Genomic DNA, 20350 nt, shown 5'->3' on the forward strand with positions numbered 1-20350 from the left:
AAAAATGGATATATTAAGCACGGCTACCTAGATAGCCAGACCCATTTTAGACAGCATCACACGGATCACTTAAAAATGGACAGTCTGAAAAACATTTCAACAATATTAGCAAAACTTTCGATTTTTCTAGCCCTAACTACTTCATTGAAAGCATTCTCTGATGCAGTGGACACGGATACAATATTTTCTGATGCTTATCTTGGATTTTTACCAACAGCAACGCAGGAAGCCAATCAGTTTTGGTCAGAATCATACCCAAAGTTGAGCAACGCTCTTATTTCGCCTGAAGCAAATGGTGTTACAACGGAAATTGAAGTCACCACGCATTGCTTGAGAGGTGGAGGTGGGGATTGTGAAACGGGGGTACTCTTTAAGAAAAAAAGCACCGACGCAGCAGGCAATCAATTTTATTTAGTGAAAAATACCGATAATAAAGAATTTTGGATTCAGGCAAATGGCTTAAAGCCATTTTTATTTGACGATTTAGTAGGAGAACAGGGAGCGGATTTCGTGGAAGCTCCAAGCTTCACCGCTTCCGATAGCTCTAATGAAGATGGAGTACCTGACCTGACTTCTAATTTAAATGACCTATTTCAAAAGACGGTCACACCAATAGCACCTGATTTTGGCCGAGTAAAATTAACACTTACTGATGACACAAAACCACTTAGCGTTTTAGACGCGAACAAACCGCTTACAGACACTTTCGTACCCTACCCGCTGCAGGTGTTGATTGATGCAAATCTAGCCAATAAAGACACCAGAACGAAAACCGTCACCATCGAGTTACCGGTATTTAAAGTCAGTGGGTCTCTCGCCTTGGTGACCATCCCTATGTATGGTGAACTGAGTGTGTTTACAGGTGGCTGCGAAGAGCCGGACTTAGCTTATGTATGGCTTGAGACCAAAGGAACATCAGCGACCTTTGAAAAGGAGTCCTACGGGGCGCCCTACACCTATAACCCACAAAACCGTTTAATTGGTTGGACGAGCGAAAAAGTCGTTCAGCTCAAAAAATTTAATGGCAACACTTATGCACTAATAGCGAAGGAAGTAGAAGTCAGAAACCCGGTTTTAACAGATGGGTCTGGCATGTTTTCAACCACGCATTTGTTTCCCTACAAGTGGGTAAAGGTTCGGGACAGTGAAGGCCGCATGCGATTTTGGTTGAAAAATTACAGTTGCTAATCAACACTTCAATGGAATGCAAAATGAGAAACATCGTACTGGCAGCATTAATACTTTTATCATGTCAATTTAGTTGGGCAAGTGATAGCAACAAATCACACAACACTAACGATAAGGATCCCGTCAATATTACCTATCAATTCGCTATTTATCTTATTCCAACCTGCGGAAAAGATCCTGCGACAACGGTAAAACAACATGCGCAGCAATACTTACCCAGTTTTGCGATAAAAGCTGATGTCAGTGACGCCAGAAAAAAGCCATTGCTGGACATTCATATCATTACAAATGTCCAAACTGAATACACCCCACCCGATGAAGAGAGCTTGCACTACTTTGGCCGAGGAATAGACACGGATACAGGCAAGAAACTCCAAAAGAGCAAAATGGCGATTATCTTAAGTTTTTCCTATCCGCAGGATTACGTTTTATCCGGTATGAGTGAAGCGTTATCCTTCACCAATAAAGTCGCAGAGACATGCAAAGGTGTGATTTGGGATGAAACAACGCGGGAGGCATTTAGTCCTGACGCGTGGCATGAACGAAGAATCGCGCGCTGGGGAAAGGATGGACCGAGAATTTCCGACCATACAGTAATCCATGCTTATAAAAATAACGAACTGATACGGGCGATAAGTTTAGGCATGCAAAAATTTAATCTGCCGGACATAGTAGTTAATGATTTCACCTGGACGAACAACAATCAAATGGCCAACTTAATTAATATTATCGGCCAGTCTATGCTCGAGGGTAGCAAAATAAATAAAACCCATCAGCTCAACGTAAATATTCATGAAATGCGAAATGAATCGCTAAAAAAAGAAGTACTTTCTTCCTTAAAGGAAAACGGCACGGCCCGGGCGATGATTCCCTTAAAGCAAACATCACCCGAAGAAGGAGATCCGGATAACTTTTTGTTAGAAATAGATTTTGACCCTCAGGTCGGTAATGGGCTTCAAGAGAAGCAAGAAACGTTCATATCCCAATTTTTCGGATCAGAAGATAAAGTCATCTATGTAAAACATGATGAAGAAATAAGAGCAGCAAGTGAGGAAGCCAGGAAAAAACTGCCTAAATTAAAGCAAGATTTCAATAAGGGACTTGAACCCGGCGAATTTATTTACCTTAAAGCACCGTTCAAAACGCCCGATGACTCCAATGAATGGATGTGGATAGAAGTTATTGCGTGGAATAAGCGAATAAAAGGCATATTGCAAAATGAGCCTTATCACATCCCTACCCTAAGAGCTGGGGCAGAAGTTTATGTATCTGAAGCGGATATCTTCGACTACCTTCGCAATTTCCCGGACGGCACCACCGAAGGTAATGAGACAAGCAAGTTAATTCAAGCATTTGAAGATAGACAAAAAACCAATAACCAAACTGGCAGATCGGAGTAATTATGCGCAAGACAGTATTCATAGCACTTCTCGCACTCTGGTGTGCGCACACGCAAGCCCAGGACGAAGCCGTAGAGGAGGTCATAGTTTCCGGCATTATGGACTCCGGGGAATATTATGAAATGCCTGCCGTCACCCTTAAGAAACAAGGGGATTTCCTGGTGCAGGATGTAAAAATTGTTAATGATTCCCGCGCTAGCGATCTACGCGAAAAGGAAATTCGTGAAAGCTTACAAGCCCTAGCGGAATCAGCCAGTAAACAGGGAAACATCCAACTTGCCTACGGCGATGAATTTTTACGATCATTGGACCCAAAAGATAAATCGCTAGTGTTCCTTAAGGATGGTTCGCGCGCAGACACCAGTTATTTTAATTTCTCGGTAAAGCAGAAAATAAATCAGCAACTGTCCGCACATGAACAGGAAGCTGCATTGGAAAAATTTATTAAATCCGCAAAAAAAGTGGGGCGCACCGAACTGGACTTAAAGGGCGAGGCTGACCTGAGTATTGTCACCCCGGAAAAATATCGTTATGAAGTTATCCAGAAAATCGCCGAAGAAAATACTCGCCTGCGCCAGGCAATTGGCCAAAGCTGTGATATTCAGCTGGATGGAATATCCAATCGCGTCAAATGGCAGCGCAGCGGGATAACTGAATTGGTGATCTATATTCCCTATCGCACCCAGCTGTTGTGTAAGCAAAACTAAAAAATGGCACTCACAAGGAAATTGCTATGCACAAAATGTATATTTCACCTTCTGAATCCACTCAGAACGCCGGCAAAATAAAACAATAACTGCAAAAGCCAACAACACAAGCGAGGAAGACTCGGGGACCGCACCATAGGTGTAAGTTAAATCATCAATGGTTGCGCCCGACACGCGTTGCTGTTGGGAGGAGTACATTTCGATTCGCGCAATTCCCGTAACGGACGTAAAGCTCACGTACCGCCAGCCGCTATCCTCTCTTTCAAGAGATGCGAACAGGCCCGATGGGCCGTAGGCGTTGGTATAAAGAACGCCTAAGGGGCTGCCACCTATGTACATACCAACATAGGTTGGCAAATCCCCCACAAATGAGAGGACCATCGGACTTCCACTTGCCCCCGCCAACAGGTAATTAATTCCCGATATCGCTTCATCATCACCAGCGTAAGGCAGCAAATAGGCATTACTTATCTGCAGCCCTTGCGATCGATACTGATCATAAAGCGGAGTATCGCCGAAGGAAGGGAATTCTGGATCAAGCGGTACATAAGTAAGATCATCAAAATTAATCACTACTGCTTGTGCTTGGGTGATAAAAACAAACGATAAGACAATAGCAGAGCAGCACGCGGAAATTATTTTTACTGCAGCACCGAGTAAACAATTCATAATCAACTCCTTTGCGTAAATGAAGTGAGGGGCAATGCCGAAAGTAGCGAGCAGAAAATCGTTAACGGCAGAAAACAATAAGGCTCTGAAATGCTAAAGTACAGCCGCTGACACGGCATTAATGAGAGGACGCACACAAAGTCTGGAATCAGGCGGCGATAATTGCTGTTTTGGTAAGGAACGCACTGTAAACGTTGCGCCTACCAAAAAAAAGGGCGCAATAAAGTGCGCCCTTTTCAAACATCCACAAACAAAACCCTCTGATACTAGAGGGAAATGGTGGCTCAGTTACCACACCAGCGACGAACACCTAACAAAGAACCCAAACCGATAAGGATCATCAATAATGAACCGGGCTCTGCTAGTTTACGAACTTCTACTCCACTCACATAAAATTGCTCATTGGAGAAAGCAACGTCTATGTAGTCACCTGCACTTACCATGAATGACCCAATGCCATTTGCGCCTCCGGCATAACCGGTCATGACCAAATAATCAGTACCGCCGATGTTAACTTTATCACCTGCACCAAAACCGCCATCGTGATTATTGTTAAACCAGAAGTTATCGATTACCACATCGCTGTCAAACGTAAATCGCAAAAACTCATAAAAACTTACATTGTCATCACTGCTGGGATCGCAGTTATTGGTACTACGCCCACTCACCATGGTATTGACCTTGGTGCCATCCACAACATCCTGACAAGTTCCCAAACCGGCGTTGCCCCAATCCAGGTAGGCAAATTGTTTTCCATCAGTATCACTGGTGGAATGACCAGTCACCGTCATAGTAACGCCGCCCACACTGAGTACCAGTGGATCCCAGGCGCCTTCACCATAACCTCCGGGAGCTTCAGTTAACGAAATAAAATTTATTATGCCCGCCTGGGCATAACCAACAGCACTTAAAAAAATGCTGATTAACACTACCTTGATCATTTTTTTCATATCACACCTCGTCTTTCTTCTGCGCAGATAAGCCGACAAACTTCATCGGCTTTGACGATCAACCAACGCGAATTAACACGCATAACGCGCACCAGAAAAAAAATCCTATGGAAAATCAGTTCTTTGCTGGCACGCAAATCTTCAGCGCGATATTGTGGCGTGGATTGTGTTAAATTTGTCGACGGCCCTATTTTCACTGCTTAATAGAAAGTAATGACTGCATCATTGCTGCGGATGAAAATAATACACATCTGATAACGGACAGCCCCCCACCATGCCCAGTAATGCGTTGTACTCCGACCTCTCGCACTATTACGATCTGATGTGTGCGGATATCGATTATCTCGAGCAAAGCAAACAGGTTTCCCGCCTGCATCGGCTATTCGGTAATGGCGGAAATCAGTATCTGGACATGGCCTGTGGCACAGGGCCACATATTCGGCACTTTATTGATTTTGGTTATGCGGCGAGCGGCATGGATATGAACCAGCCGATGTTGGATATTGCCCAAGGCCGTTGCCCGGAGGCATATTTTTTCCAACAGGATATGAGCGAACTGCAAGTGGCAACGCCAGTGGATTTAATCACCTGCTTTTTGTATTCCATTCACTACAACCAAACGATTGCGAAACTCGAAGCATGCATTGCGAAGGTGCATGCAGCGTTAAACCCTGGCGGAATATTTTGTTTTAATTCGGTAGACAAAAACCTCATCGATAATCGTCCGGGCATTAAACGACATTTATCACATCAGGGTAGTGAGTTTTGCTTTCAATCCAACTGGCACTACCCCGGCACAGGTGAACAACAGCAATTACAGTTGTCCATTGAGAAGACTACCGCGGGAAACACTGAACTCTGGCGCGACCACCACCCTATGGCTGCCCTCAGCTTTGCGCAAATGCAGGAACTGCTGGAGCCCACATTTGAAGTCCATATTTTTGAGCATGATTACCGTACAATCCTGCCTTGGAATGAAACATCCGGTAACGCCCTGTTTGTTGCTATCAAACGCTAAACTCCACCCAGTGAAACCAAACTTACTCTAACTCCCCATCGCCTGGAAAAATTATGTTCACCCTTGCCACCAAAACAATTCATCTGCTCTTTGCACTCACTCTTGTCGCGTTCGCGTACTTGCAACTTAACGACCCTGACCCGGTGGTCTGGACGCTGTTTTATTTGATCTGCGCAGTAGTACCGTTATTGGAACTCATCAATAAACGCAATCGTTACGTATTTTGGATCGCGGTCGGACTCTGCATTCTCGACATGGGCATCTACACTCATGGGGCTTACACCTATTATTTGCATAGCAATGAAGAGGCGCTCATGCAAAGTATGAGCCCTGCCAAACCTTATATCGAAGAGGCCAGGGAGTTTTTGGGTAGTTTGATAGCATTGGTTCTGATCAACATCAGCTACTGGTTAGGTAGTAAAACACGCGTATAACATTCAATAACTGAAGGGATTAATTATGGATATGCCAATCGCCAATAGCCTCGTTGCATTCATTGCACTCTTGCACGTTTACATACTCGTACTGGAAATGTTCCTGTGGGAAAAACCGGCTGGCCTGCGCGCGTTCCGCAACTCACCGGAAAAAGCAGCGCTGACCCGTGTGCTCGCCGCGAACCAAGGTTTATACAACGGGTTTTTGGCAGCTGGTTTATTCTGGGGGTTATGGCTCGGCATGGAAGGCAACGCAATCAAATACTTTTTTCTTATTTGTATCACCATTGCTGGCGTTTATGGCGCTGCGACTGCCGCAAAGAAAATTCTGTATATTCAAACCCTGCCTGCATTGATGGCGCTGACTTGCCTTTGGCTCGGTATTTGAGCCTATAATCGCTCGCCCACAAATTACCTGGCGTTTTCGCATTACAGTTTTTTAAATTTACCAGAACATTCCAAATGGGATGCCCCCAGGAAAACCTCGCACAGGAGCCTGCACATGAACAATTCCAAACCTGTAAAAACAATTATTTTTTGTAGTTTATTAACTCTGGCCGCGTGCGGTGGAAATGGTGGTAGTGATTGCAACCCGCCGCCTGCGAAGGAGTATTCAATCACTCAATACCAGGGAAAAACACTGGAGTACACTAATGATTTGACGCACGCCATGGCAGATCCGAGCAGTAAGCCGGCCGTCGCCGGTACAGCGATAGCTTGGCGCCGTTTCGCGTTATCGGTTAAAGCCGACGTGCAAACCTATTCAGTACAAGCACCCCGTTTTAGTTTATTTGCCAGTGCCTATGCCTGTTCACCGCCAAATGACGGCGCGCGTCAAATGCTAAAAAAATTATCCATTACCAGCGCACAAGATTTTGACGCAAATCACCCTGCGGGAACTGAACTTGCGAATTTATTTGGCGCCCTTGATTTGCCGTTCACATCAGTGGCAGATCTACCCCCAGGCTTTCCCGCCCCTCAAGCATTGACCATTTTTCTCCGAGAGCAACCCACCGAAGGAATTCACAACTTCCTGATTACTATTACCCTGGATGACGGCCGAAAGTTTGAATTTAGCAGTGGTGATATGTACCTTAAATAATTCACGCCAATCAGCTTAAACAGAAAAAATTCCGTTATTTTTCTTCCGCGCTTACGCTGTTAATTTTTAGGTGACAGGGCAAATAGTAGATTGAACCCTGTCGCTTACTTTCACTCCACCCCCGCCTAGATTTGTGAACCAGACAACAAATCATTAATTATAACAATACGAATGTCGTGCAAATAATTTTCCCGCTATTGTCGAATAAAAATCGCACGATAAGCTTAAATACATGCTTATGTTTCATAAGCAGAACCCTGTAGTTATGCTCAAAACAAAACGTCAACAACAACAAAATTAAAATGTGCAGTTGTAAACAAGGGGAAATATCGGCGATGCAAAATACCTATACACAACTTATAAGAAAGGAAGATTTAAATACGGATGTGTGTGTTTCAATGATGATCAGTATGTACTTCGGCATTGAAATGCAATCTGCTTTGCAATGGTCAAACGAACACCGCTACACCGAACTCATCAAAGCCCAGGTTATGATTGAACAGGGCAAATCTGAAATGCTTATCACCAAACTCTATTCCGGCACGCCAATCGGTATGATTATTTATACCGAAGCGGATGATCAGCCAGTACGGCGTATTGACGCTCTGATTGTGGGGCGCCGTTTTCGCGGCAATGGGATAGGGAAAATGTTGTTGCGCGCGGCCAAGGGTGGTCGGGATTTGCATACCTTTGCACCTGCGGTCGCGGTGGATTGGTATATTAAAAATGGCTTCCGCGAACTGGAGCGACAAGCCAACGGTACGATTGAAATGACCACGGCAACAGAGCACAAGGAGTTAACCCTGAGCTACCCACTGCCCGTATTTGATCAGCTGGATTTGCAAATACTGCGCAACGTTAAACACATGCACTAACAGGAGCTCATCGCAATTGCCCTAACGGGTGGCGTTAAAGGTATTACAGGCTTTAACATCACCCGTGTCCATTCCGCGCTTAAACCATTCCATTCGTTGTTTGGATGTACCATGGGTGAATGCCTCCGGGCGAATGCGTCCACCCGCTTGCTGCTGCAACTTATCATCGCCGATGGCCGATGCTGCATTCAACGCTTCTTCCAAATCGCCATCCTCAATCATGCGAAAATTTTTGTCGGCATAGTGCCCCCATATTCCCGCGAAGCAGTCCGCCTGAAGTTCCTGCAATACCGACAGACGATTGACTGCCGCTTTATCCTTGCCTTGCTGTAATTGGTTTACCTTAGCTGCAACGCCCAACAAGTTTTGCACGTGGTGCCCCACTTCGTGCGCAATCACATAGGCCTGGGCAAAATCACCGGGCGCCCCTAACTTGGTTTTCATGTCCCGATAAAACGATAAATCAATATAGAGTTTGTTATCGCCCGGGCAATAAAACGGCCCCATCGCCGATTGCGCAAATCCGCATGCCGAACTTACGCCATTGCGAAAAAGAACCAGCTTCGGCTTTTTATATTGGCGGCCCATTTGCTGGAATAACATTGTCCAGGTGTCTTCAGTATTGGCTAGCACTACAGAGACAAAATCCACCAACTCCTGATCTTGCGCTGAAAATTGTTGCTGCGATGGAGCAACCGCTGTCGGTGCGGCCAGATTTAATAAATCTATTCCGAGGAAACGTAAACCGAAATAGCCCAGCACCCCCACCAGGAGTAATCCGCGCCCGAATTTTGTTTGCAACAGAAATGGCAACAAGCGCAATAACAACCCCAAACCTGCGCCGGCACCTGCCGCTGAAAAATCGCGTCTGTCTTCGATGTTATCGCTGCGACGACCACCTTTCCAATCCATAGGCCTATCCCCGAAACCTTAACGAATAAATTGATCAAATAAAATGACGTCCACCGTTTCACCGGCGGCAACATGACCGCGCTCCGCCGCCAAACGAATATAGCAATTGGCGTTACTCATACTGCTCAATACTCCGGAGCTTTGTAAACCCGCACTTGCTACTGAATTAATACCATTCACACCAGTAAAAATCCCGCGCTGAAAATCCATTCGCCCCGGCTGTTTCTTTAGCGGATGAGCCGCGATGGCGCTGATCACCGGTAGATCGCTGACGGTTTCACCGGCGAGGAAACGCAATGCCGGCACCACTAATTGGTGATAGGTTACCGCTGTCGACACCGGGTTACCGGGCAAACCACAAAACCAACAGGCTCCTGCCCGCGCGTTTTTACCCAACAAACCAAACGCAAAGGGTTTACCGGGTTTCATTGCAATTTTCCAAAAATTAATTTCGCCAAGCTCTGCAAGAATATCCTTGGTGTAATCTGCATCGCCCACGGAAACACCGCCCGTGGAAACGACCAAATCCGCAAATTCGCGCGCACGCAAAAATGCGGTACGCAATGCAGCGGGATTATCCGGCACTATGCCGAGGTCCAAAATCTCCACCGGCAAACGCGATAACAACGCCCGCAATAAGGGGCGGTTACTGTCATAAATTTTTCCGCTCTCATAGTGCGCGCCGGGTGCGAGCAATTCATCCCCCGTGGTGAGCAACGCAATTTTCACGCGTTGCGTCACGCGAACCTGGGTTATTCCCAAGGAAGAAAGCAAACCTATATCCAAGGCCGACACGCGCTGGCCTGAGGCAAATACCTGTGCGTGCTGCGCAATATCTTCACCGGCACGACGAATATTTTCACCCGGGTCTGGCACTTGATTAATTGCGATGCACTGTTCCTGCCGCGTAACATTTTCTTGCATGACAACGGCATCTGCGCCCGCAGGAACCAACGCGCCGGTCATGATCCTCACCGCTTGCCCCGCGAGCAACTCCCCTTTAAAGGGATGGCCTGCGAATGATTCGCCGATAAGGGTTAGTGTTTCACCGCAATCCTGATGGCGAACGGCGTAGCCATCCATGGCAGAATTATCACCACCCGGCACATTAATCGGTGCGACTATGGCTTCCGCCAATACACGATCGAGGCTTTCGTAAAGAGAGACAATCTCTGTTGCTGTGATAGGCGCTAATTCACCGAGCATGCGCACTATCGCTTCATGTACGGGCAGTAAACCCGGTTGGACACAGGCATCCATCATTCACTGACCTCAACGGCTTACTCAAAATGAGCAAGCACAGATTAAATTTGCGGGCGCGCTTTGCGTTTCTTTTTGGGAGGATACAGACTTGCCTCGCCTTCCGGGCGCGTTTTAAAACGGCGGTGCACCCACAGGTATTGATCCGGCGCCTGACGAATAGCGGCTTCAATAATGCGGTTAACGCGGGTAGCGTCGGCCAGATCGTCGCCACTCGGAAAATTATCCAGCGCCGGTTGAATTTCCAATCGATAGCGTCCCCCGGGTTCCCGGAAGCAGAAAAAAGGAATCACGGCGCAGCCAGACATTTTGGCAATGCGCGATGTCGCCACCACGGTCGCGGCCTGTACCCCAAAGAAAGGAGCAAAAACGCTGTGGGCCGGGCCGTAATCCTGATCGGGCGCATACCAAACAATATGACCCGCACGCAGGTTTTTAATCAACTGGCGGGTATCGTTGCGATGAATTGCACCGTCGTTCACGCGATTGCGCGCGCTGGCAATGGCATAAGACATCAGTGGGTTGGGGTCGGGGCGATAGAGCACATCCGCCACTATGTGGTAGGCCATAATGCGGCCACTGATATCAATGGTGGTCAGGTGACTGCCACATAGGAGAACGCCTTTACCCTCCGCAGTCGCCCTTTCGATATGCTCAAGGCCGGTGATGCTGTAGCGGTCACGCATCTTGTCTTGCTGCCCCCAGAGCCCCATAGCGGTCTCGGAGATGCTTAAACCGCACGAGGTAATCACTCCTCGCACCATCCGCGCCTGGGCTTGGGCATCGAGTTCGGGGAAGCAGAGCGCGATATTGATCTCGGCATAGCGTTTACGCGATTGGGCAAGGTGATAAAGCAAGAAGCCCAGCAAACGCCCTACGCCTTGGTTCAGGCGCACCGGTAATTGGGCGATAACCCAAAAAAAGCCCAGCGCGAGCCAGGTTGACCAGAAGCGGGGTTTTAAAAAACTGCGATGGAATTGGGGGGATTTTGATTTATCCAAGGGAAATCTCGCTGAGGAATCGCTTTGCTGTAACAGCAGACAACATGCCCTGAGGGCCACAGGCTAGGGATTATAGCCTGCAAGGGTGATCTTCCCAAGAAGCCATCAATTCTCCCGGGAAAATCCGGGGGCTTGCGCCACAGCCAGAGCCTATTGATAATCGGATCGGATAATAAACTCGCCCCAAGGCGATGTGCATCTGAACTACTTCATCACGGGCGCGATAAATCGTGCCCCTAAAGCGTCTCTTGGTTACAGGACCCTTCTATGAACACAAAACCTGCGCAATTCCAACAAAAACTGGGCTACGGCTTTATCGCTTTTGGTCTGCTGTTAATTATCGGGCTTTACTTTGCGGCTGATGGCGGTGCTTATATCTTCTCCGCCCTGCTCGGGTTAATGGCCATTGTATTTGGTGGCTTTCAATTAATGCTCGCCAAGCAAACACCGGCTAAAATCGAAAAACATGCGAGCAAACCGAAAAATAAAAAAGCGCACAAGTAAGTGATTGGCTCAGCGCAACAAAAAGCGTGATAAGAGGGCGCGATAAATCGCGCCCCTACGAACACAGTTAATCAATTTAAAACGTTATTAGTCGGCAATCGCCAGTTGATTGCGGCCAAGGTCTTTTGCCAGATACAAGGCTTGGTCGGCGCGAGTAATCCATTCACCTGCCGACTCATCAGCGCGCAATTCCGCCACACCCAAACTGATAGTCACGGGCGCCTTTAATTCAAAGTTTGTAGTGCAAACTGCAAGGCGCAACTTTTCCGCCACGCTCGCCGCCGCGCCCACATGAATTTGCGGCAATAAAATTAAAAATTCTTCTCCACCCCAACGCCCGAGTGAATCTGACTGGCGCAAACTGCCCGCCAGAATCTCACTCACTTTTTGCAAAACTCTATCCCCTACCGGATGACCGTAGTTATCGTTTACTTTTTTGAAATGATCAATATCCAAAATGATTAGTGACATTGGTTGCTCGTAGCGCTGCGCACGCTCAACTTCATCGTGCACCAGTGTTTCCATTTGCCGACGATTAAAGGCGTGTGTCAGCGAATCGGTAATTGCCAGCGTGTGAGCTGCGGCCAAAGCATCCTGTAATGCCTGAGTACGCTCGTTGACGCGCGCCTCCAGATGTATTTGATAATCGTGACTGTCATCCAACACTATGCCCATCAGCAACATGGGCGTGCCCAACGCGAGAACGATCAAAGCCCAGCGACTATAGGCTTCTACGCCCTCGCCCATCTGCAAGGGATCGTTGCCAGTGGCAACCAGAAGCACCACACACAAACCCGAGACAAATACCGCTAACGCAGCCCCGATAAAGCGCAAACGTATAATAATAAATGCAATTAATGGGAACAGCAGTGCTGCCAGCGTTGGCTCCAACTGCGCCAGCAACAACGGAACTGGAATTGCCAACCCACTAAAAAATAATGGATAGCTCAACACATCATGGGCAGCCCGGCGTAACGCCAGCCACAGTGGAATAATTAAAAACAGTCCCTGCAAATCTGCCAGCGCCATCATGGCAAACCGGCTAATAAATTCATTGGGCTCAATCAAGCCGAGAAACAAATGCACATTCGCCATGAGCAAAATGCTCACCGACACCGCCAATAAAATTGCACTAAGAAAACGCTGCAGACCCAGCCGGCTTAAACGCGGCTCGCGATCCAAACGCCAGAAGCGCCAGGCAAGATAGCTTTGCAAGGTATCTAACAATGGGCTAAAAATGATAAGCAACACTGTTGCGATCGCGCCATTTTGCGCAAGATGCTGCAGCGCAAACGGACCATTCACCAGTAATGATGCCAGAACAACCATAAAGGATGCGCGCCGCCCAAACTGGCAAAACATCACCAAACCAATACCTGAAGGCAACCAGACCTGCGCAAAAAAAGTACCGGGAAACGCCGCGACGCAGATTCCCAAGTAGCCACTGGCCACATAAAGCAGTACCAGCACCTGGACTTTTTGCCAATGCGATAGCGGCCGACCGGTATTCATGGAAACCACAGACAAATTAAAGCCTCCGGGCTTGGGAATCCCCTTAGTATAGTGACGAATAGCCAGTTGGCGCCAAAAGTTGCCCGTGTCCGTTTGAGGGTGAACTATCAGATCACAACCAAAACGCAAAAATGAATAGCAGACTTGGTTTTGCGGGCATGAATATCGATTCCCCCGCAAATGTCTTGCTGCAATCATGCTGTCATACGACCTGGGTAGGCTTTAGACATCGCAATTATCCAGCATAGACTATGGCAAGCATTCTTCTGCAACTCGCCAAATATGGCCATCAACTGGATGGCGCACTCAATCGCTACAAAGCGATGTTTTACCCCCGGCGCTATATGGATTACCGGCGCTGGCTAAAGCAGCAATGCACAGATATTCCCGCCAACCGCCCCCTGGTGGTATTTGATTTTCGCGATGCACGTATTGATGGCCCCCAGGGGCGTCGCTTTTACTGCCTGTTTATTTTTTTTATCCGCGCGGGATTTTATCCCCTGCTGCGTGAAAACTATTTTTTCCTTGGCAACATTCAAGACAAATACAAAAAGCTCTGTTTGCAGGAGCAATTTTCTGTCTTGCGTGTCCACCAACCCCTTGTGCGTGGCCAAGAGCAAGTGGACAGCTATGTGTTGGTCACCGATAAGTGGCATTCGCCGCTTGCATCAGCGGCCACAAAAATTGTCTCGCTAAATTATCAAACAGATTATTCACGTGCGGATGCCTGCTTCCCCATGCCCTTCCCCATGTTTCCACCAATTTACGCTTTACAGCAGGATCTGCAGTTGCACCAATATCGCCAGCAACAGCGTCGCTGGGGTATTTTCTTCGGCGGTGACGCAAACCCGGACAAATACGATAAGGATTCTATTCGCCGTATTTATGCAAAATTAACTCGCGCACAATTGTTACGATCCATTCAAGACAACCCATCACCGCTTTATGAGTATCGCGAGCTGCTTTCCAATAGCGAATTGGAACAGGCAAATACGCAGCAGATTCAGGGGCTGGTAGTGATGAATACTCGCCAGTGCAAAGTCGAGCCGGTGAACTGGTTACGAACCCTGGCAAACAGCGACTTTTTTCTGGCGTGCCCCGGTGTGCGTTATCCCATGTCGCATAATTTGATTGAAGCCATGGCAGTGGGCAGCATTCCAATCACCCAATACCCGGAAATGTTTTTCCCTGCATTGGAACATGGAAAAAATTGCTTGGTGTTTAACAACGAAACAGAATTACTTGCAGTAATCCAACAAGCAGTAACAATGCCTGATACCCAGCGCCGCCAATTGCGACTCGCGGTGCAGCAATATTACGACGATTACCTCACTCCAACGGCCTGCATCAATGGCTTACTCCGCCACCATCCGCATAAAATCAGCTTGCGCCTGTTGCCTTTCCTAAAAGCCGGCGGCGGTTTTGCCTGATGAATTTTTTTTATTGATTCGCCTATCCATCCAAGCGTTCGATTTTCTGCTGACTTTTTTCCTCCGACGATTAACAAAAGCTTTCCCACAAGCGCTATGCAATGGCGTAGACTCGTCTGAATCTAATAACAACCATCCATCCCCCAAGGACCAGAGCTATGCATAAACTCCTCTTAATGGCCTGCCTGCTCACGGCGACTGGCAGTTTTGCCAGCGACAGCAACTCCATCAAACGCCATGAACTCGGCAGCTGGGAACGCGATATTGGCTACTCAGGCATTACTGAAGTCAACAACCAGCTTTATGTTTCCGGAGTTGCCTGCTCCGGCAAAACCATGGAGGAAGCAGTTAAATCTTGTTACACCAACATCCAGGACATACTGAAAAAATTTAACTTGACCAGCGAGCAAATTATCAAGGAAACGATTTACACCACCGACATAGATGCCTTGATCAAAGTCATTCCTACCCGAAAAAGCTTTTTCAAACCCGGTCAATATCCAGCCGCGACCTGGGTGCAAGTTAGTCGCCTCTACGACCCGGAACATTTGTTGGAAGTGGAATTGATTGTGCAGCGAAACTAGACCAAGCTAGTTGTTCAAGTTACAGCGCATCATCTTTCCAGCCGTTCACTTTTAGTCGTTAATTTTTTTATCATTACTTTTTAAGGAGATGAACAATGAATATTCTGGCCATTTGCGGCAGCCTGCGCAAAAAATCCACCAATATGGGTCTGTTGCGTTACGCGCAGGCACAGGCCCCGGCAGGTAGCAACATTACTATTGCCGATTTATCCTCGGTGCCTTTTTTTAACGCTGACCTTACCGAAAAACCCGCAGCCGTAATCGAACTTTTACAGCAACTGGAAAAATCCGATGCATTGATTTTTGGCTGCCCCGAATACAACTATTCTATCGCTCCCGCGCTAAAGAACGCTCTCGACTGGGCCTCGCGCGAGCCTGACAACAAACTTCTCAGCGGGAAAGCAGTAGCACTCATGGGTGCCGGCGGTGGTATGGGCACCTCGCGTGCGCAGTACCATTTTCGCCAGGTGTGCGTATATTTGAATTTACATCCACTCAACAAACCCGAAGTATTTGCTAACGCATTTTCCGGCGCCTTTGACGCCGATGGCAATCTGGTTGATGAAAAAATCCAGGGCACTATCAATACCCAACTCACGGCCCTGATTGCATGGGCACATCAATTAAAGAAATAATCGTTATCTGGTATCGGTTCAATCCGATACCAGACCTTTATAACAAAATAAATAAAATGTAATTTTCAAAAAATTATTAGAAATAACAAAAAATAAAACCTGATTTTTTCAAAATAAATACGTCACACCACCAAGGTGAAAAAATCACTGCTTTTTCGATAACACTGAATATCTGCAAAATTACTGGAATTTTAGTAACGCTTTCCACTGAGTAAATAATCCCCACCGAAACATAATTTTATTAATCGCGCTTGTTGATACGCCATAATTTTCATCCCCTTTGACAGCCTAATTGTTTTCCCTTATCTCTAGTTAGCGCAAGGACATTGCGTGCTCACCAACAGGATTTCTTCAACATCTTAATTAAGGGGTTATTTATGCGAGCCAGGAATAGCTTGTTCATTACTCTTGCTTCCGTGTTATTTACTACTATGGGTTTTTCTGCGGCAAGCATTGCGCAAACTGCAAATCCAAAGCCCAGTGCATTGAGCATCACCAAACTCGACGACAAAACAGCAGCAATAAGTGCGAGCTTTTCTGCCATGTCTACACGCGAAAAAAAATTAAGCCTGTTAATCGGCAAAACATCTGTCAGCCTGGTGGATGACGGCACCAGTGGCGATTTGCGCGCTGGCGATGGTGTATTCAGTATTAAAACAGAATTTGATTTTGACGCATTCGCTAAAGGCAACAACCAATTAGCGCGCACCACCAACCTGGAAAAACAATTATTCTTTGCACCGGGTAACCGCCAGGCCATCACCCAGCAAAAAATATTCGCAACTGGAAATGCGCTGGAGTTCAGTGGCATAAGCAATGGGAAAGAAGCGCGCTTTGCATTACCGCTGGATGCTGCACAAATAAAAGTGAATGACACCATTCGACTGCCGCTACTCAATATTCCAATCGGTTTGCCGCCGGAGGTAGATCCCATACCGGCCGCCATTAGTATTCCACAGTCGCTGATGGTTACCGATGTGAGCGTTGTGAACGATCCCGGCAGAACCTGGGCTTGCTCAACTACCAACAGTTCACCCGCCGGTAACCCGGTCGGGGAATGGACTTTCTGGCGCTTGATGGAAAATATGGCTAATGGAACTTCGTCCACCTCGGACTTTATTAAAGCACTCTTCAAACACTGGACAGTGGCACAAACTATCAACGGTTTTAATGTTGCCGCGCGTCCGAACGTGTATCAAAAAGTGATTAAGGACTGGGAGATTCGCAGTGGAGGCGCCGGCGCAACACTGTTGCCACAAGAGAGCCCTTTCCGGTTACTAGGAATTGTATTGCGCGTTGACCTGCGCGGCGGTACCGGCCCCTATGCCGGTGGCGATGCGGGTGAAGGCCGCTTTGTGTTCGCCCTGCACGATGGTGACTGCAATAACCTGAGTAAAACCATCATCCTCGAGTACAAGGTACCCATTAGCGGTTGCAGCAATATCCGCACTTGGGCGCAAAAATGGGTGGCGCTGGCGGGCTCGCCCAACTACAACGCCGACCTGGAAAGCTTGACGCAAGTGTTTACGGCGGCCGGCGCCAATCCATCCGCGCCTAATCAAAGTGCTATAGGCCAGGTGCGCACCAATGAATTCCTGCCCGGCTCACCGCTGTGGGAATTGCGCGAATTTGTACTACCGGCAACGGGGGGTAATCTGGTTGAAACCGATGTGAAGCAGGAACCCCATATCAGCTTCAATAACTCGGCAACGCTCGCCAGCTACTTGAATGCCAACTGGCCGCTATTAGTAGGCCCACCTTCAGCGCAACATACCGTTCCTACGGCAATGACGGCTGGCAGTGCACCCGTGCCTGTACTCTGGAATGCGCCAGCCGGTTTGTTAACCGTTCCCACCACGCCAGCGCCAGTTACTCCGCCACCCGCCACTGTGCGCGACGATGCGCTCTTTGAACTGGCATTAAATACCTGCAGCGGTTGCCACCAAATGGAAACTTCAACACCCTTTGCACATCTGGATTATAACTCAGTCCCCGGATTCCCCGCGCAGCTGTCGGGCTTCCTGACGGGTATTTCTGTGCCTGATCCACGCAACCCGGCGGTGATGCGTAACTTCAATGACCTCGCCAGACGCGCGGCCGATTTGAATGTGGCCGCCACCATGAGTTGCGGCAAAATCGCGCCCATCGGCAATTTATTGCTGAATGAGCTAAGCCTGCCCGCGAAGCTCAAAGCCGTTCATTAATTGCCGATGATAATGGCAATATAAACCTCAGCCCCGGAACAAAAACACCGGGGCTTTTTCTTTCTCGTTCTTATCACCCTAGCGTCATCATCAACTAAATCAGCTATAGTTGAATGACCCGCCGCTCCCGCCCCACCCGACCCACCGACTGCTGGAGGCACACTATGAACCCCTATCACCAAAGCCTGATTATTATTGGAATGCCCGGTGCAGGAAAAAGTACGATTGGCCTGCTGCTCGCCAAACACTTGGCCAAGGATTTCGTTGATACTGATTTATTAATTCAGCTGGAGCACCGCAAAACCCTGCAGGACATTCTGCATGAACAAGGCCATTTAGCGCTGCGCGATCACGAAGAAAAAATATTGCTCAACACCCACTACACAAACCATATTATTGCAACCGGTGGCAGCGCGGTGTACAGCGATAAAGCAATGCAGCACTTAAAAAAATTCGGCCAGATTATTTTTCTGGACGTTGCAATTCAGGAATTGGAACAGCGCATTAACAATATGAATACACGCGGAATTGCACGCGCGCCCCAGCAAACCTTTGCGGAACTTTATGCGGAACGCCGCCCACTTTATTTGCGTTACGCCGATATAGTGATCGATTGTCAGGGGAAAAATCAGGATCAATTAGTCGAGGAGGTGATTTGCCAGGAGGCGGAAGATTTTGCAGCGGAGGACGCCTGACCCTCCGCAGCAACATTAAAATAATTCAATTTTACTATCGTGATTTTCTTCAGCCGTCGCGCTTTCCGGAGGGGCTTGCAGCAACAGCGTAGCTTCATCCAACTGCTGCAGTAAACTGCGAAAATGCTCTTCCACCGTCATAGTGGCTTCTTGCAGGCTTTCCAGTGAGTTGAGCGCACGATCCGATAAGCTAAGCAGCTCCCCCTCCTGCTCCATATTCAAATCAAATCCGGTAGCCATAATGCGTAGCGAGTCAGAGAGCTCCGTCATGATTTGCTTTACTGCGGAGCGATTATCCGCCGCCGCCATTTCCAACAACATCATGACCATGCGCGCATTATCTTGCTGAACTTTTAACAGCGTATTCACTTTCAAGGTTTTTGCTCTGGCCTCAGCAATCGATACCACATGAGCGAGCACATCGCGCAAACGGCCGTAGCGCTCCTGATCTTGATGGGGCGCATTAGTCACCAGTAGTTGCACGTGATCAAAACTGAATAATAAATAACGCCCGTGAGAAATAATGCGGGTTTCCGCTTCGCTTGCACTTTGTAGTAAGCGTGCAAAAGACGCCGGGATGTCGGGCGGGAAAAGGCTGGTGTCTTCCTCGAACATAAATTGCACGACACCCTCCAGACTTAGGTCCGCTAAACAAACGTGGATTAAATTAGCGAGGCGGTGCAGTTCCATGCAGGATTGCACTTTTTCAGCAAACACAGCCACTATGCCCATCTCCGACGCTGATGACATAGCGGTAAAAGCAACGGCAGAAAAGTTTTTCAACTCCTCCTGGAGGTTGTTGATTGCCTGTTTATCTTCATGGATTTTCTGCAGCACAACTGCAAAATCAGGTTGACTCATCACCACGGATATATAGCCATCGACACCCAGCAGGGTTAGTTGAAGCCGAACTTCAGGATGACTGCGATCATCCAAAAAACCCACTTTGGGCAAGTTCGCGGGGATACTGGATAACCAAAGGCTGTTTAACTGAACATTACCGGCGACTAGCACCACAATATCCACCTGGGAACAAAGTGCTTCCCACGCGCTCGGCTCCTGTAGCTGCGACGAACTAACGAGATACGCCTCACCAGCTTTCGTAACTTCACCTTGCCTATCAACAATCAGCTCTTGGTCGGGTACGCGATAACAACGATCCGGCCCGGCTAAAACCCATAATGCCTCCATAGCGGTCTTCCTCGACAAAATTGCTCAACGTCACTTAATGCTTAAAATATAGGCAGACAATTGCAATCCGTCATATAAA

21 protein-coding genes are annotated in these 20350 nt (G+C 47.8%); 14 read left to right on the plus strand and 7 right to left on the minus strand.

The features are described from left to right. The first annotated feature begins 75 nt into the window (after positions 1–75). The 3 genes from D0C16_RS07720 to D0C16_RS07730 are packed head-to-tail and all read left to right on the plus strand — an operon-like array spanning position 76 to position 3295. Positions 76–1188: a hypothetical protein gene (locus D0C16_RS07720; protein WP_151031775.1), complete on the plus strand. Its 1113-nt coding sequence runs from the start codon at positions 76–78 to the stop codon at positions 1186–1188. 23 nt (positions 1189–1211) lie between these two features. Further along, entirely contained in the window at positions 1212–2588 is a 1377-nt protein-coding gene (locus D0C16_RS07725; protein WP_191968661.1) for a DUF2314 domain-containing protein, read from the plus strand. A gap of 2 nt (positions 2589–2590) precedes the next feature. After that, on the plus strand, positions 2591–3295 hold the full coding sequence (locus tag D0C16_RS07730) for a hypothetical protein (RefSeq protein WP_151031777.1): 705 nt from the start codon (positions 2591–2593) through the stop codon (positions 3293–3295). A gap of 24 nt (positions 3296–3319) precedes the next feature. Here the strand turns inward: D0C16_RS07730 and D0C16_RS07735 are convergent, their stop codons facing one another. Both D0C16_RS07735 and D0C16_RS07740 read right to left on the minus strand, forming a co-directional pair. After that, a complete protein-coding gene (locus D0C16_RS07735; protein WP_151031778.1) occupies positions 3320–3964 on the minus strand; it encodes a hypothetical protein in 645 nt (214 codons plus the stop codon). A gap of 284 nt (positions 3965–4248) precedes the next feature. Next, positions 4249–4914, minus strand: coding sequence for a hypothetical protein (locus D0C16_RS07740; protein ID WP_151031779.1), 666 nt, complete (start codon positions 4912–4914; stop codon positions 4249–4251). Positions 4915–5188: 274 nt separating this feature from the next. Here D0C16_RS07740 and D0C16_RS07745 point away from each other — a divergent pair, with 274 nt between their 5' ends. The 5 genes from D0C16_RS07745 (at position 5189) to D0C16_RS07765 (ending at position 8343) form a co-directional block, all read left to right on the plus strand. After that, positions 5189–5932 (plus strand): class I SAM-dependent methyltransferase, encoded by a 744-nt coding sequence (locus D0C16_RS07745; protein ID WP_151031780.1) that lies wholly within the window; start codon positions 5189–5191, stop codon positions 5930–5932. 53 nt (positions 5933–5985) lie between these two features. Then, positions 5986–6366 carry a transmembrane 220 family protein gene (locus tag D0C16_RS07750; RefSeq protein WP_151031781.1) on the plus strand — a complete coding sequence of 127 codons (381 nt, stop codon included), beginning with the start codon at positions 5986–5988 and terminating at the stop codon, positions 6364–6366. 25 nt (positions 6367–6391) lie between these two features. After that, positions 6392–6754 (plus strand): DUF1304 domain-containing protein, encoded by a 363-nt coding sequence (locus D0C16_RS07755; protein WP_255482021.1) that lies wholly within the window; start codon positions 6392–6394, stop codon positions 6752–6754. 114 nt (positions 6755–6868) lie between these two features. Continuing rightward, positions 6869–7468: a hypothetical protein gene (locus D0C16_RS07760; protein ID WP_151031782.1), complete on the plus strand. Its 600-nt coding sequence runs from the start codon at positions 6869–6871 to the stop codon at positions 7466–7468. Positions 7469–7803: 335 nt separating this feature from the next. Continuing rightward, positions 7804–8343, plus strand: a complete 540-nt coding sequence (locus tag D0C16_RS07765) for a GNAT family N-acetyltransferase (protein ID WP_191968662.1) — start codon at positions 7804–7806, stop codon at positions 8341–8343. A gap of 21 nt (positions 8344–8364) precedes the next feature. Here D0C16_RS07765 and D0C16_RS07770 read toward each other — a convergent pair whose 3' ends face one another. From D0C16_RS07770 to lpxL, 3 genes are read right to left on the minus strand one after another with little or no spacing between them, the layout of a single operon-like run. Continuing rightward, positions 8365–9255 (minus strand): neutral zinc metallopeptidase, encoded by an 891-nt coding sequence (locus D0C16_RS07770; RefSeq protein WP_151031784.1) that lies wholly within the window; start codon positions 9253–9255, stop codon positions 8365–8367. Positions 9256–9273: 18 nt separating this feature from the next. Continuing rightward, entirely contained in the window at positions 9274–10518 is a 1245-nt protein-coding gene (gene glp, locus D0C16_RS07775; protein WP_370458208.1) for a gephyrin-like molybdotransferase Glp, read from the minus strand. Between the two features lie 41 nt (positions 10519–10559). Beyond that, entirely contained in the window at positions 10560–11516 is a 957-nt protein-coding gene (gene lpxL / locus D0C16_RS07780; protein WP_151031785.1) for an LpxL/LpxP family Kdo(2)-lipid IV(A) lauroyl/palmitoleoyl acyltransferase, read from the minus strand. Positions 11517–11783: 267 nt separating this feature from the next. Between lpxL and D0C16_RS07785 the strand changes: the two genes are divergently transcribed. Further along, a complete protein-coding gene (locus D0C16_RS07785) occupies positions 11784–12020 on the plus strand; it encodes a hypothetical protein (RefSeq protein WP_151031786.1) in 237 nt (78 codons plus the stop codon). Positions 12021–12107: 87 nt separating this feature from the next. On the opposite strand, the gene D0C16_RS07790 is transcribed toward D0C16_RS07785, so the two are convergent. Then, positions 12108–13541, minus strand: coding sequence for a diguanylate cyclase (locus tag D0C16_RS07790; protein WP_225319027.1), 1434 nt, complete (start codon positions 13539–13541; stop codon positions 12108–12110). Positions 13542–13783: 242 nt separating this feature from the next. Between D0C16_RS07790 and D0C16_RS07795 the strand changes: the two genes are divergently transcribed. The 5 genes from D0C16_RS07795 to D0C16_RS07815 all read left to right on the plus strand — a co-directional run bounded on the left by D0C16_RS07795 (position 13784) and on the right by D0C16_RS07815 (position 19080). Further along, entirely contained in the window at positions 13784–14962 is a 1179-nt protein-coding gene (locus tag D0C16_RS07795) for a glycosyltransferase (RefSeq protein ID WP_151031788.1), read from the plus strand. A 158-nt stretch (positions 14963–15120) separates the two neighbouring features. Further along, the gene (locus D0C16_RS07800) at positions 15121–15546 is read left to right on the plus strand and encodes a RidA family protein (RefSeq protein ID WP_151031789.1); all 426 of its coding nucleotides are present in this window, start codon (positions 15121–15123) and stop codon (positions 15544–15546) included. A 95-nt stretch (positions 15547–15641) separates the two neighbouring features. Further along, on the plus strand, positions 15642–16181 hold the full coding sequence (locus tag D0C16_RS07805) for an NADPH-dependent FMN reductase (RefSeq protein ID WP_151031790.1): 540 nt from the start codon (positions 15642–15644) through the stop codon (positions 16179–16181). 377 nt (positions 16182–16558) lie between these two features. Beyond that, the gene (locus tag D0C16_RS07810) at positions 16559–18385 is read left to right on the plus strand and encodes a choice-of-anchor X domain-containing protein (RefSeq protein WP_151031791.1); all 1827 of its coding nucleotides are present in this window, start codon (positions 16559–16561) and stop codon (positions 18383–18385) included. A gap of 164 nt (positions 18386–18549) precedes the next feature. Then, positions 18550–19080, plus strand: coding sequence for a shikimate kinase (locus tag D0C16_RS07815; RefSeq protein WP_151031792.1), 531 nt, complete (start codon positions 18550–18552; stop codon positions 19078–19080). Positions 19081–19095: 15 nt separating this feature from the next. On the opposite strand, the gene D0C16_RS07820 is transcribed toward D0C16_RS07815, so the two are convergent. Next, positions 19096–20271, minus strand: coding sequence for a hypothetical protein (locus tag D0C16_RS07820; RefSeq protein ID WP_151031793.1), 1176 nt, complete (start codon positions 20269–20271; stop codon positions 19096–19098). Between the last annotated feature and the right edge of the window lie 79 nt (positions 20272–20350).

Origin of the sequence: Cellvibrio sp. KY-GH-1 (assembly GCF_008806975.1) — a bacterium.
Taxonomy (GTDB): Bacteria; Pseudomonadota; Gammaproteobacteria; order Pseudomonadales; family Cellvibrionaceae; genus Cellvibrio.